Origin of the sequence: Sphingobacterium sp. UBA6320, assembly GCF_002440335.1 — a bacterium.
Taxonomy (GTDB): Bacteria; Bacteroidota; Bacteroidia; order Sphingobacteriales; family Sphingobacteriaceae; genus Sphingobacterium.
On sequence record NZ_DJTA01000002.1, the window covers coordinates 162,957 to 176,274 of the forward strand.

The following is a 13,318-nucleotide window of genomic DNA, read 5'->3' on the forward strand; positions in this document are numbered from 1 at the left end:
AGCAACCACAGGATAGATTTGATCATTTCATATAACCCATTCTATCCCAAATCAGACCATCCTTTTTTAGCTCTGGTAGATGGAACAAAAAAAAGCGCCTAATTACTTAGACGCTTTTGTTCTTACCTATCTTTTCCTTAGACCGTTGACTCTTCTTCTACCGGAGCGAATTGATCAAACAGATCACTAAAAGCTTCATAGTCTTCATCACCATTCGGCTCAAATACCTGAACGCCTTTTTCTTTTGCGTATGCTAGAATTTCAGGATTCACACCTTCCTCAGCTACAACAGCTACATCTGTAAAATCCAATGCACCTTTATAGATGTTGACATAACTTCCGTCACCATAAGTAGCAACATCTTCTTGCGTCAATGCACCTTCAGGAGCAATCTCTCTGTATTTATCTCCTAAAGTACCTGAGAATTCTTCGTTATATAACGAATACATCACTTTGGCTCCCTTAAAAGTAGGATCATCTTTATATGTCGTCTTCAAATAAGCCGGCACCAATGCTGAAAACCATCCATGGCAATGTACCACATCAGGCGACCAACCTAATTTTTTAACCGTCTCCAATGCTCCTTTACAGAAGAACACCGAACGCTCATTGTTGTCATTAAAAAATTCTCCATTCTCGTCACGAAAAACTTTTTTCCGCTGAAAATAGTCTTCATTATCCAAGAAGTAAACCTGCATACGTGCCGCAGGCAATGAAGCTACCTTAATGATTAGCGGATTGTCATTGTTATCCACCACAATGTTTAAGCCTGACAAACGAATCACCTCATGCAATCTATTTCTACGCTCATTGATATTACCAAAACGAGGCATAAGAATTCGGATTTCAAATCCTTTTTCTTGCATAGCCTGTGGCAATTGACGCGTAATTTCAGAAATTTTAGTTAATTCGAGGAAAGGCGACATCTCGTGGGTTATAAACAATATCTTCGTTTTTGCCATCTCCAGTTTTTATTTATTTTATTTTTATTAGAACAGTAAAATCGGTCTACAAAGATACGTAAAATATCCCGACAATACAATTCCTTACAAATCATCGTTTTATATTCACAAATATATTCCTCACATTTGCCCTGCATTAAAATTTCTAAAAGTGAGAATTTTCAAGACTAAAAAAGAGCTTCAAGATTACCTGGAAACAGCGCGAGTCAACCAGCAAAAAATAGCTCTTATCCCAACAATGGGTGCATTACATGCAGGACATATCTCGTTATTGAATTACGCTAAACCGTTGTCAGATATAACCGTTTGCAGTATTTTTGTCAACCCCACACAATTCAATGATCCTAAAGATTTAGAAAAATATCCCAGACCAATTGAGCAGGATATTGCCTTATTGGAAGCCGCTAATTGTACGATTCTATTTTTACCTACAGTGGAAGAAATGTATCCTGATCAAGATGAAAAATGGCATATCAACCTTCATGGATTGGATGAAATATGGGAAGGTAAAATGAGACCTGGACATTTTCAAGGAGTTACACAAGTCGTATATAAATTATTCAATTTAGTTCAACCTGATATCGCTTGTTTCGGTCAAAAAGATTTTCAGCAAGTGATGGTTATTGAACAGATGATCAAAGAAAAAGCTTTACCGATCACCATTGCACTCTGTCCAATCATCAGAGATGACAATGGTCTTGCCTTAAGTTCTAGAAATATGCGCCTTTCTGAACAGGGAAAGCAACAGGCGCTGGCCTTGTTCAGGACACTTCAATTTATTAAGAATAATGTTCAGAACATCGATTTGCCTGAATTGAAAAAAATGGCCACCAATCAGTTAGAAACGAGTGATGGTATCGCTTTAGAATATCTAGCTATCTGCGAAACAACCACATTACAGGAAGCTATCGTTATTGAAAACGGTAAACAATATGTCGCTCTGGTTACCGCCAGAGTGGAAGATGTGCGCCTAATTGATAATATGATTTTGAATTAATTGTCACATTATACTTAATAGCTTTACATTTTTACAAGAAAAATCTAACTTTGCCACATGTTTATAGAGGTAATGAAATCTAAAATCCACCGTGTTCGGGTTACACAGGCCGAATTGAATTACGTTGGTAGTATTACAATTGATGAGGACTTAATGGATGCAGCAAATATTATTGCAAACGAAAAAGTTCAAATCGTTAACAATAACAATGGTGCACGTTTAGAAACATATGTTATTCCTGGCAAAAGAGCCTCTGGTACTATTTGTCTAAATGGAGCAGCAGCAAGACTGGTTCAGGTAGGTGATATTGTGATCATCATATCGTACGCACAAATGGAGATGGAAGAGGCGAAGAAACATATTCCAAGCTTAGTTTTTCCAGATGATAACAATCAACTTATAAAATAATCTGATAAAAATAAACTTTCCATAGAAAGCTAGGTTTATTTTCAATAATTTAGCACTCGTATAAATCGAGTGCTTTTTTTTATTAGCGACATGTCATATAAAATAAATATCAGAAAGGTCTTAGCATCCATGCAACTTGCATTGATCAGCTTGATCATTATTTCTGGTGTTATTTTTATGCACAAAGAAGTCAAGTCAAACGGCGAGATTGTCATGCACAATCACCCGTATGATTTTACAGACGATCAACCCCGACAGCAAGAATCCGATGATCAAATTGATTTTCTAAATGTTGTCTATTATCAAAATTTTGTTCAAAGTGAATTTATAGTTTTTGAAGATCCCATTCGGACTATCTTTCACGTTTACATTTACCAGGTCTACACACCTATTTTCAAAAATTGTGTCGTCGACCATGCTTTCCTTCGAGGTCCTCCCCCGTTAGTTTAAAATATCATCATCTTTTGCATTCCTCTAAGTCAGAGAAGAATGCTATTCGTCGTGCAGTTGCAAGTCACATCGCGATCAACTGTGCTATATTAATTATTTTAAACAAAAAAAAGTGAAAGTATCATGAGCCTTTTGCTCAAATTGACATTTATGATAGCCGTGTTCCATATGGCAACACCCTTATCATGAATAGCCCAGCTCATGATCAATCTGTAACTATAAAAGACAAATATCCTCATGAAAAATATACAGCTATTGATTTGCTTTATGCTAATCAGTATATATACCTATGCACAACACACATTAAAAGGAAAAATCAGCAATCATGAAGGGAAATCTATTTCTGGAGCAACCATCAGTCTGGAAAACGGAACTCATACAACAGTATCTGATACAAGCGGAAATTTTGAATTACAGAAAATTACCAGCCAAAGACAAAGTATACAAATAAGTGCTATAGGATACCAAACCTTAAAACAAACGATACTGCCTTCTGATACAACCATACAATTTAAATTAAATACGGACAATCTACATCTCAATGAAGTTGTTGTCAGCGCCACCCGCTATGGAGTAAGTAAAAAAGAAGCTCCGGTTATCGTACAAGTCTTAGGTCCTAAACTTTTTCAGGCAACACAGTCTGTCGCTATGTCTGAGACTTTAAACTATCAACCAGGAGTGCGCGTAGAGAACAACTGTCAAAACTGTGGTTTTTCACAGGTTCGCCTCAATGGTCTCGAAGGTGCTTATTCACAAATTTTGATCAACAGTCGTTCCGTATTCAGCGCTTTAAATAGTGTATATGGACTAGACCAACTTCCCACAAGTATGATCGACCGTATTGAAGTCGTTCGTAGTGGTGGTTCTGCCCTATTTGGAGCAAACGCAATTGCCGGAACCATTAATATCATTACCAAGGATCCTGTTGAAAATGATTGGCAAATTAAATCCACCAATTCTTTAATCGGTGGCAGGAGTTGGGATAATACAGTAGACTTCAACACCTCATATGTAGATGAAGACTTGAAAACCGGTGTTACCTTTTATGGTATGCATCGTAATCGTCAACCTTTTGACAAAAATAAAGATGGATTTTCGGAAATCACAAAACTAAATAATACGACTTTTGGTACTAAAGCATTTTTCAAGCCTTCCGATGTCAATAAAATAACCGTAGATTTTAGTACCATTCAGGAATTCAGAAGAGGAGGAGATCAATTTAACAAAGCACCTCATTTTACAGCTATCACCGAACAGCTGGAAACAAGCTCCCTTATTGGAGGGATCACCTATGATCACTATCTGTCAGATTACAAACAGAAAATATCTGTTTACGCCTCGGGACAGAAAACAACACGTAAAAGCTTTTATGGTGGACTGGGCGAAGCTCCAACAGCAACGGATAGTTTAAGAGCGGCAAATTCATATGGTGATACCGACGATGTATCGTTCGTAACGGGCACACAATACACCAATAATTTTGATGAAGATGTGTTCACAGGTGGTATTGAGTTCAATTATAATAAAACAAATGATCAGATCCCCGGTTATCAACGCATTATTGACCAAAAAACAAAAGGAATAGGTACCTATGCACAATACGAGTGGAAACCAATATCCTCTTTTAAAGCATTGATCGGTATGCGATATGACTATATTTTTGTGGATGGGAACTATCAATTGCAGCAGGTGGAACGGAGTAGCCAGAAAAATTTTGGATCATGGAATCCCCGTCTAACGATTTTGTACGATATTAATAACAACATTCAGTTTCGCGGAGGTTATGCACGTGGATTTCGTGCTCCACAAGCCTTCAATGAAGATATGCACGTCACTTCAATTGGTGGAAAACAGGTATTTGTATTAATAGGACAAGATTTAAAAACGGAATATTCCAATGCCTATACAGGCTCATTTAATTTAAGCAGAAACTTTGGAAATACACAGACCAGTCTTTTAGTGGAAGGTTTCTACACGCAATTAAATAATCCTTTTACAACTGTTTTGAAATCCGAATCTAACGATATCATGATTGAAGAAATGCGAAACGGTACAGATGCTTATGTATTTGGAACAAACGTGGAACTAAACATTGCCCCCTCAAGTATATTCAGTTTACAAGCAGGAGGAACAATCCAACGATCCAGATTCCAATCTGAACAATTGATCGCAGAGGCCAAACCAGGGCAAGAAGCCATCATGTCTAAAGATTTTTTACGTACTCCAAATGTTTATGGCTACTTAAATGCCAATTGGAAAGCAACAGAGAGATTCGCTGTCGATGTTACTGGTGTATATACCGGAGATATGAAAATTTCGCATATACAACAAGAGATCATGACACTGAAAAATACGCATGATTTTATGGAATTAAATTTAAGATTTGGTTATACTTTTGCTATTCACAAAGATTTTAATCTCGAATTATTTGGAGGCGTACAAAATATGTTTAATGCCTTCCAAAAAGATTTTGACCGAGGAGCTAATCGTGATTCAAATTATATCTACGGTCCAACAAAGCCACGTACAATAACTTTTGGTATAAAAATTGGTCATTTTCACTAATTCGATTCCTCAAATAAGATGAAATATTTGAACCAAATTATTTTATTGACAATGATTACCCTTTATCCGCTCAGCCATTATGGCCAAGAGCGGATAATTTGGACTAATTTCCAACAATTAGATTCTTTATTAAGCGTAGCTCCAAGAGAAACGATCATTTTTATTCATACTGATTGGTGTAGCTATTGTAGAAAGATGGAAAAAGAGGTATTTACAAAAAAAGAAATCGCTGAACTGATTAATGATAATTACTACCTGATTAAACTAGATGCTGAATCAGTCGAAGAAATTAATTTTGATCAACATACATGGAAACCTCAATCTTTCAAAAAACAGACAGGAGTATATCATCCTTTAGCATCCATATTGTTAACCAATCAAAAGATGATTTTTCCCACACTCCTTCATTATGACAAAACATTTAGATTAAAAAGTATAAAGCAAAAATATCTTAGCCCAAAAGAGTTAGCGAATTTTTTAAGATAATTTAACATCTGTTGTAGCGAAACCGAAAAACACAACGTTTTACTGGTAATATAAGATACAATTTAAAAAATTATGAAAAAAATTACTAAATTTTTAATGGCATTTTTATGTTTAGGGTTAATTTTTGCATCATGTAACAAAGATAACTTTGACTATGAGAAAGCTGAAAGAGAGCAAATTGAAAAAGTAAGATTAGAAAAAGTACGCAGAGATTCATTAAAAAGAATACAAGCTCCTTTATTAGAGCAATATGCCAAATCAAAATGGGGAGATAAAGCGAAATATTCTGATTCTACCGGAATTTGGTACATGGTGGAATTAGCTACCGGAAATGAAACACCTTATAAATATACAGGAAGCATTAGTTATTATGGTCCACAGTTGTCAGCTTGGTCAGCAACCTTAAATTTTAAAGGCGAATTAATGAATGGAACTGTATTTGATAAAAACACAGATGGAGTTCCGAAAAGTTATTCAAATATAAGTACAGCTATTGACACCTATGGAATAGCATGGATTTATGCATTCGTACCAACTATTATAAATATTCAAGGTAAAGATGAAAGATTTGACGGATTGTTACCTAAAGGATTACAAAAGAACGATAAAATTACCTTTATTTCACCTTCTTACCATACTTTTGACCAAACAGAATATACGAAAGGAAGTGAAAAAGTAACCGTTCCAAAAAACACTCCAGTAGTATATACTATTGAACTAAAAAGTATTGGAGCCGTTGGTGCCAATTAAAATACCAAAAGCATTCATTTTAATATCCTATTAAAATGAATGCTTTTATCTGTTAAAATTACCTTAAGAAAATTTCGCTTACTACAACATAGAAAATTTGTGTGTGTATTATTGTTTTATAGATCTTATGATAAACAACTTATCGTTATTTAAAAAATTGTAATGAATAGCATCCAATTTCGTAAAACTTTTAAAATATTTTAATATTTGTACTGCCATTACAGTATATTTGATTAGTATCCGAAAAAATAATAGTTGAGTATAAAAGAGTTGACTATTTTTAGAAAGAACACAAGCATATATAATTAAAATATTTAAACAAGCATTATTTCAACAAATTAAAAAATGAAAAATAGACTGATACAATTCATAGTTTTAGCGATCGCTGTAATCTCATTCGCATCATGCAACAAAAATGATGATAATTATTTTGATGCAAATAAGCAATTTGAACTTGACGCGCAAGCCATTAAAACTTTTGTAGATGCTAAACTTCCTGTAGCGGTTTTAGATAGTAATTCTGGAATCTGGTACCAAGTGATCGCTGAAGGAGATGGAGCATATGAATACAAATCAAAAGATTCAATCGTTTATGGAGAAACAAAGAAAGTTCCAGTAACTCCAAAAATTTCTGTCCGCTATACAGGTCAGCTACTTGACGGAACTGTATTTGATCAGAACCAATCTCAAGAAGGCATGACCGGATTTCTAACTCAATATATTCCTGCTTGGCAGATTGCTTTTTTTCCTAAAAAAATTGGAGATCTTAAAATCGGAGAGTTAACCTTTAAAGGCTTGTCTAAAGGGGCTAAAATCCGTATCATCACACCTTCATATTGGGCTTACGGAAATCTCTCTAATGGTAAAATACCAGCAAACTCGCCACTAGATTTCATGATTGAAGTTGTTGACATTAAATAAACACAAAACGATAACATATAGAAAAGGGATCTTTATCATGATAAGGATCCCTTTTTTATTCAAAATCAAAATAGAAAAATTACAATTCGATCAAAAGGTACCCTAAAAACTTCTTATCTTGCTCTCATATTCGTTTAGTACATTACATAACATCGTAAAATGAAAATAGCTTTAGGACAGTTAAACTATCATATCGGTAATTTCAGTTCCAATACTTCAAAAATTATTGCTGCTATTGAAAAGGCAAAAGCACAACAAGCTGAGATTATTGTTTTTTCGGAATTAGCAATTGGAGGATATCCGGCAAAAGATCTATTACAAAACGCAGCATTTTTAAATAACTGCCATGATTCGTTAACTGTTATTGCCTCACATTGTCAAGATATATTATGCATTATTGGAGCTCCTATACCTAATACCGATTCTGAAGGAAAAGCACTCTATAATGCTGCCGTTTGTTTGGAAAATGGTAAAATTATCCATATCAGTAAAAAAGGGCTTTTACCAGACTACGATGTTTTTGATGAATATCGTTATTTTGAACCCAATCGTCAATTCACTTGTTTGACGTATAAAAATACAAAAATAGCATTGACCATCTGTGAAGACTTGTGGGATGATGACCAAGGGAATAATTCATATGTAGGTGATCCTATGCAGGAGCTACTCCAAGAAAACCCCGATCTGTTGATCAACATTGCTGCCTCACCATTTTCATATAGCCATTATCAAGATCGACTTGCCGTTTTAAGATCGCAGGTAGCCAAAGCTAAACGTCCACTGATTTATGTCAACCAAGTTGGCGCTCACATGGATATCATTTTTGATGGAAGGTCATTGGCTATGGATGAAAACGGAGCAATTTGTTGTGAATTAAAAAAATTCGAAGAAGATTTGCAGATTGTAGATTACAGCGATCAAACCATACAATCTACGACAACATATACCGAACCTCAAGATCAAGAAATAGCACTGATCCATGAAGCGCTATTATTAGGACTTCGCGATTATTTTCGTAAATCAGGTTTTAAGAAAGCGGTATTAGGTCTTTCTGGTGGTTTAGATTCCGCTTTAGTAGCGGCACTTGCTTGTGAAGCTTTGGGAGCCGAAAATGTATTAGCAATATTACTTCCATCGATCTATTCTTCCGACCACTCCATTCAAGATGCATTAGATCTAGTCAAAAACACGAATTGTGCACATCATATTATTCCGATCAAAGATATTACGCAAGCTTTCGAAGCGACTTTAGCTCCGTTTTTTGAAGGACAGCAACCCGGCATAGCAGAAGAAAATATTCAGGCCCGAACAAGAGGTACATTGCTGATGGCGATTTCAAATAAATTTGGACACATTGTTTTGAACACTTCCAATAAAAGTGAGGCTGCTGTAGGGTATGGCACTTTGTACGGAGATATGGCGGGATCCATTTCTGTCATCGGGGATGTATATAAATCTAAAGCCTATGACCTTGCCCGTTATATCAATCGCAATCAAGAAATAATTCCTGTCAATACAATCGATAAAGCGCCATCGGCAGAATTGAGACCTGACCAAAAAGATTCGGACTCTTTGCCTCCCTATGACTTACTAGATGAAATACTATTTCAATACATGGAGAAACAGAAATCAAAGCAAGAAATAATCGCATTGGGATTTGACGAAAGCACCGTAGAAAGGATCACCAAATTGGTCAATAATGCAGAATTTAAACGGTTTCAAGCCCCCCCCATTTTGCGTATAAGTCCAAAAGCTTTTGGTCCTGGTCGTTCTATGCCACTTGTTGCTGTTTATCAATAATTTTTTTTAAACATTTTATTAAACCTTTAATAGATCTATTTGTCTAATTAAAAGAAAATTAACCCTATTGGTCATGAAAAAAATAATTTATTTCTTATTTGCAAGTCTAATTCTTGCTTCTTGCGCCTCTTATCAATACAATACGATGCGCGATGAGAAAATTGACTTCTCACAATATCGTACTTATGGGTGGCTACCACCTGTAGACTCACTATCAAAGTCATATTTTGATAATGATATTGCCCGCACAAATATTTTAGATGCAAGTAATAGCGAACTAAATGCAAAAGGACTTACCTATAGTAAGGATAATCCAGATTTGTTATTTCGCTATATAACAATTGTCAATAACAAAAGCCGCTTGGTATACGGTACTTCTTATGCGTGGGGTGGTCCTTGGAACTGGTACAGACCTTGGTTTTCACCTTACTACGGATATGCGAGCTACCCTGTTGCTAAAGAACGCTACCGCTATGCTCACTTAATCGTAGAAGCCGTAGATCGTAAAACAAATAAAGTCATATGGCAAGCACGTGGTTCAGGTGAAGTGAATAATCCTGAAAAAGCAACGACCAATATTGCTAAAGTCGTTAAAGGAATATTCAAACAATACCCAACCTCTTCAAAAAAATAAGAGGATGATCATCATACTAAAAAAGCCATGATATCCATCATGGCTTTTTTTATTTAAAAAGGGTTAACTTAGATAGATGCCCTTATTTTAATATGAAAAGGCACCTCCACCCTTTCCTTTGATTTATTCTTAATCAGATCTGCCGCCATCCTTCCCATCATTTCAAAATCCGTAGATATAGTCGTGATACCATTTAATATAAATTTCTTTAGCGGAGTTTCATTATAGGAAATGATACCAACATCCTGGCCAATGATGAGCTTTTTTTGTAATACCTTATTCAGTAATTTGACCAAGTCATCTTCAATGATATTGATGTAACAGGTACCCACTGTTATCTTTTCTTTATTGAGTTCGGATACCAGTTCATGCTCAAAAGCATATTGCTGGCAAAATTTATAGAAACCTTTTATAATAGCTTTTGGAAAATCACTATAATCAGGGAACACCAATTTCAGCATCTTATATTTACTCAAGGCTTCATTCGCCTCTTCCAATGCTAAGTAAATATCTTGCTCATAATTTTCGTAAACAGCGGGAAAGTCTCCAGGGACATCATCGATAAATTTCCCTAATAACATCAATTTATCCGTTGGAATCCGACGGATAATTTCTGGAGCTTTATCTCGTCCTTCTTTAAAATGTGGAAAAAGCACATAATAGTCATAGGTCTTAGTCAGATTTGCTAACAAATTCTTCAAATAAGAAAGGTCTGAATTGTACACAAACAAATCCAAATTGGCAAAGTCGCCCAGTTCTTTGGCAAATGAATCATAAAATATTTTTTTATGAACACTGAGTTTATTTAAGAATAATGCAATTTTACATTTGGATTGAACATCAATCTTATTGACATAATATCCTTTACCAGGATTAGATGCAATAATTTCATTCTTTTTTAAATAGCGATATGCTTTTTCAACCGTATCTCTAGATATTTCAAGATAAGCACTACATTCATTAATGGATGGTAGCATTTCATGCTTCTTGAGTACCTCATTCTTTACCGCATCAATGATGGTATTCGCAAGTTGTAGATATTTGGGAGTAGCTGAAAAATCACTAATTTCAAGTGTCTTTAAAAATTGAGAGGTTGAATTGGTCATTTTATAATTAAGATTAATGCCTAAAATAACGATTAATGAGCACAGATTTAAAAGAATATATCTTAAATCTTAAAAAGCAGATACTATACGATACCTCTAGACCTTAAAAGGTGAAAACAAAGAGACCTATCTTGATATCGATAGGTCTCTTGATTTATGGTCACTACTAATATCCAGGGTTTTGCATAGCTTGTTTTTCAGCAGGTGAAAGTGCAGCTCCTGACTCATTGGTAATTGCATCCAAAAATGATTGCGGAATAGGTCTATAGTAATGGGTACTAGGATTGAAAGCCGTATTGCCTCTCACAAAACCGTCGTTAAATGCTTTCCATCGAGATTCCAATGTTTTGGTACGAGCCAGATCCTCCCAACGATAAAGTTCACCACAAAGCTCACGCGTACGTTCATTGAGTAAAAAACTCATCATTTTTTGTGCATTGGAGGTCGCTCCAATCTTTTCATATATAGGCTTATCAACAACAGAATTATAAATATCATTCACCGAATTAATCAATAGGTTAGAAGCTGTTTCACTTGTTGATACAGCCATATCATTATTCGATTCATAATAGGAGTTTCTCTCCCAATAAATTGCTCCATCAGCAGAAAAACCACCTCCTTTTCCAACTGCATATGAATTATTTTTGTATGCTTGTCCACCATCTACATTTTTCGCACGATCTTCACCAGCTTTATAGCCAGCTCGAGCTCGAAGTTTATTTATCCATTGGATTGCATTAGCATAATCCTCTTTACGGATATAAGCTTCAGCCACCATCAATACATCTTCTGCCGAGCGCGCCATGATCGCATCACGGGTTCCAAATTGTGATGCAATATTTATCCGATAGCCATCTCTAAATTTAGATAAGGCGACCGATCTGGACTGCACCCCAAAATACCCATTATTACCATGAACACCTACCCATGCCTGAGGCTGCCCCTCAAAATAGCGAACAAAAGTATGCGTATTTTGCATCACACCATTTTTTAATACTCCTGTTGCATCACTAGCAACAGCCTTATAACGCCCATCCCCTGCGTTATTGACAATATATTTAATCGCCAATTCTCCACCTTTAAATCTTTTAGTTCCTGCCACAGTTCCTGCTGGACCTAAAGCGGCATTATTAGCGTTCCACGATGGAGCTCCATTGGTGTTGTTACTACCATACATGGTGATAAACGATTTCCAAAAACGCGAATCGTTTACACGGTCAAATACATCCATGGTGTAGTTTGTAGCTCGGGCATAAGAAAACTCACGTCCACCAGATATATCACGAGATGTCCCAGCTAAATCCTGATAAACAGCAGGATAGTACAGATGCATTTGATTACCATATCGACCCCAAGTCGCCTGATCGTCCGAAAACTGTGCAGACAACACCACCTCTGAAACTTTCTCATTGGCGCCATTTGCCCTCTGATAATCCCAAAGTTTGACATAATCATCTACTAAAGGATGTGCATTAACCACCTCTGAACTGTACTTGATAACTGCATCCAAATCAGCAGCAACAAATGAAGCATTCCAACCTGCATATAATTCGCTAGCACGTGTTAATTGTGCTTTTGATAAGTAATGCGCCGCAGCCCATTTGGTCACACGACCAAATTCAGTCGCAGATGGCGGTAGTAAATCATACGCTTGTTTCAAATCTGAAACAATTTGTAAAAAACACTCTTCTTCTGTAGCACGTTTGAAAAAAGTTTGAACTCCCTGAGATGGTGTCAATTTTAACGGAACAGCACCAAACTGTACAAGCAATTGTAAATAAAAATAACCACGCATAAAATAACCTTCTCCCAAACGCGTATTATAGTTAGAACTGGACTTATCGTAATAAAGTGGAACATTTTGAATCAACGTATTGGCAGATTCAATGCCACTGTACATATTGTCAAAGACAGGAGCAATATTACTTCCTCCATAAGTTGATTCTGCAGGATTCAGATCCATACTATAACTATTGAAACTTGGCGAGGGATTGTTGGCATCCGTAAATTCGTCAACACCCAAATTAAAAAGACCCATAGCCCATGTATAATTAAACTTAAACTTCAGTTTAGAATAAACACCAATGGACAAATCATCAAGACCTTTTTCGGTCTTAAAATAATCCGTATCTGGAATAGTAATCTGTTCTTCATTCAGAAATTTCTTACTGCAGCTATTCAAAACGAATAATCCAGCAGCTCCCAACAGGGAAGCAAGTAATATCTTATAATTTTTCAT

12 protein-coding genes are annotated in these 13,318 nt (G+C 35.8%); 9 read left to right on the top strand and 3 right to left on the bottom strand.

Annotation, left to right across the window (positions count from 1 at the left end; all coding sequences use genetic code 11):
• Positions 1 to 137: 137 nt before the first annotated feature.
• Positions 138 to 962 (bottom strand): glycogen/starch synthase, encoded by an 825-nt coding sequence (locus B3P23_RS01060; protein ID WP_045755033.1) that lies wholly within the window; start codon positions 960 to 962, stop codon positions 138 to 140.
• Positions 963 to 1,113: 151 nt separating this feature from the next.
• Here B3P23_RS01060 and panC point away from each other — a divergent pair, with 151 nt between their 5' ends.
• From panC to B3P23_RS01105, 9 genes are all read left to right on the top strand, one after another.
• The gene (gene panC / locus B3P23_RS01065) at positions 1,114 to 1,959 is read left to right on the top strand and encodes a pantoate--beta-alanine ligase (RefSeq protein WP_293923781.1); all 846 of its coding nucleotides are present in this window, start codon (positions 1,114 to 1,116) and stop codon (positions 1,957 to 1,959) included.
• A gap of 57 nt (positions 1,960 to 2,016) precedes the next feature.
• A complete protein-coding gene (panD, locus tag B3P23_RS01070) occupies positions 2,017 to 2,367 on the top strand; it encodes an aspartate 1-decarboxylase (protein WP_094773256.1) in 351 nt (116 codons plus the stop codon).
• 90 nt (positions 2,368 to 2,457) lie between these two features.
• Positions 2,458 to 2,817 (top strand): hypothetical protein, encoded by a 360-nt coding sequence (locus B3P23_RS01075; protein ID WP_260948241.1) that lies wholly within the window; start codon positions 2,458 to 2,460, stop codon positions 2,815 to 2,817.
• A gap of 237 nt (positions 2,818 to 3,054) precedes the next feature.
• Complete coding sequence (locus B3P23_RS01080) at positions 3,055 to 5,382, top strand: TonB-dependent receptor (RefSeq protein ID WP_094773254.1); 2,328 nt, start codon at positions 3,055 to 3,057, stop codon at positions 5,380 to 5,382.
• Positions 5,383 to 5,400: 18 nt separating this feature from the next.
• A complete protein-coding gene (locus tag B3P23_RS01085; protein ID WP_045755037.1) occupies positions 5,401 to 5,868 on the top strand; it encodes a thioredoxin family protein in 468 nt (155 codons plus the stop codon).
• Positions 5,869 to 5,940: 72 nt separating this feature from the next.
• Entirely contained in the window at positions 5,941 to 6,618 is a 678-nt protein-coding gene (locus tag B3P23_RS01090) for a hypothetical protein (RefSeq protein WP_293923792.1), read from the top strand.
• 345 nt (positions 6,619 to 6,963) lie between these two features.
• Entirely contained in the window at positions 6,964 to 7,539 is a 576-nt protein-coding gene (locus B3P23_RS01095; RefSeq protein WP_293923795.1) for an FKBP-type peptidyl-prolyl cis-trans isomerase, read from the top strand.
• A gap of 159 nt (positions 7,540 to 7,698) precedes the next feature.
• Positions 7,699 to 9,339: an NAD+ synthase gene (locus B3P23_RS01100; RefSeq protein WP_045755039.1), complete on the top strand. Its 1,641-nt coding sequence runs from the start codon at positions 7,699 to 7,701 to the stop codon at positions 9,337 to 9,339.
• Between the two features lie 73 nt (positions 9,340 to 9,412).
• The gene (locus B3P23_RS01105; RefSeq protein WP_045755040.1) at positions 9,413 to 9,973 is read left to right on the top strand and encodes a DUF4136 domain-containing protein; all 561 of its coding nucleotides are present in this window, start codon (positions 9,413 to 9,415) and stop codon (positions 9,971 to 9,973) included.
• 68 nt (positions 9,974 to 10,041) lie between these two features.
• Here B3P23_RS01105 and B3P23_RS01110 read toward each other — a convergent pair whose 3' ends face one another.
• Entirely contained in the window at positions 10,042 to 11,079 is a 1,038-nt protein-coding gene (locus tag B3P23_RS01110) for a GntR family transcriptional regulator (RefSeq protein WP_293923799.1), read from the bottom strand.
• Positions 11,080 to 11,245: 166 nt separating this feature from the next.
• Positions 11,246 to 13,318: a RagB/SusD family nutrient uptake outer membrane protein gene (locus tag B3P23_RS01115; protein WP_248755597.1), complete on the bottom strand. Its 2,073-nt coding sequence runs from the start codon at positions 13,316 to 13,318 to the stop codon at positions 11,246 to 11,248.

What these genes read in the sequence shown, in the direction of transcription:
- B3P23_RS01060 (WP_045755033.1), bottom strand. Translation starts at nt 962, where the DNA reads ATGGCAAAAACGAAGATATTGTTTATAACCCACGAGATGTCGCCTTTC.
- panD (WP_094773256.1), top strand. Translation starts at nt 2,017, where the DNA reads ATGTTTATAGAGGTAATGAAATCTAAAATCCACCGTGTTCGGGTTACA.
- B3P23_RS01075 (WP_260948241.1), top strand. Translation starts at nt 2,458, where the DNA reads ATGTCATATAAAATAAATATCAGAAAGGTCTTAGCATCCATGCAACTT.
- B3P23_RS01080 (WP_094773254.1), top strand. Translation starts at nt 3,055, where the DNA reads ATGAAAAATATACAGCTATTGATTTGCTTTATGCTAATCAGTATATAT.
- B3P23_RS01085 (WP_045755037.1), top strand. Translation starts at nt 5,401, where the DNA reads ATGAAATATTTGAACCAAATTATTTTATTGACAATGATTACCCTTTAT.
- B3P23_RS01090 (WP_293923792.1), top strand. Translation starts at nt 5,941, where the DNA reads ATGAAAAAAATTACTAAATTTTTAATGGCATTTTTATGTTTAGGGTTA.
- B3P23_RS01095 (WP_293923795.1), top strand. Translation starts at nt 6,964, where the DNA reads ATGAAAAATAGACTGATACAATTCATAGTTTTAGCGATCGCTGTAATC.
- B3P23_RS01100 (WP_045755039.1), top strand. Translation starts at nt 7,699, where the DNA reads ATGAAAATAGCTTTAGGACAGTTAAACTATCATATCGGTAATTTCAGT.
- B3P23_RS01105 (WP_045755040.1), top strand. Translation starts at nt 9,413, where the DNA reads ATGAAAAAAATAATTTATTTCTTATTTGCAAGTCTAATTCTTGCTTCT.
- B3P23_RS01110 (WP_293923799.1), bottom strand. Translation starts at nt 11,079, where the DNA reads ATGACCAATTCAACCTCTCAATTTTTAAAGACACTTGAAATTAGTGAT.
- B3P23_RS01115 (WP_248755597.1), bottom strand. Translation starts at nt 13,318, where the DNA reads ATGAAAAATTATAAGATATTACTTGCTTCCCTGTTGGGAGCTGCTGGA.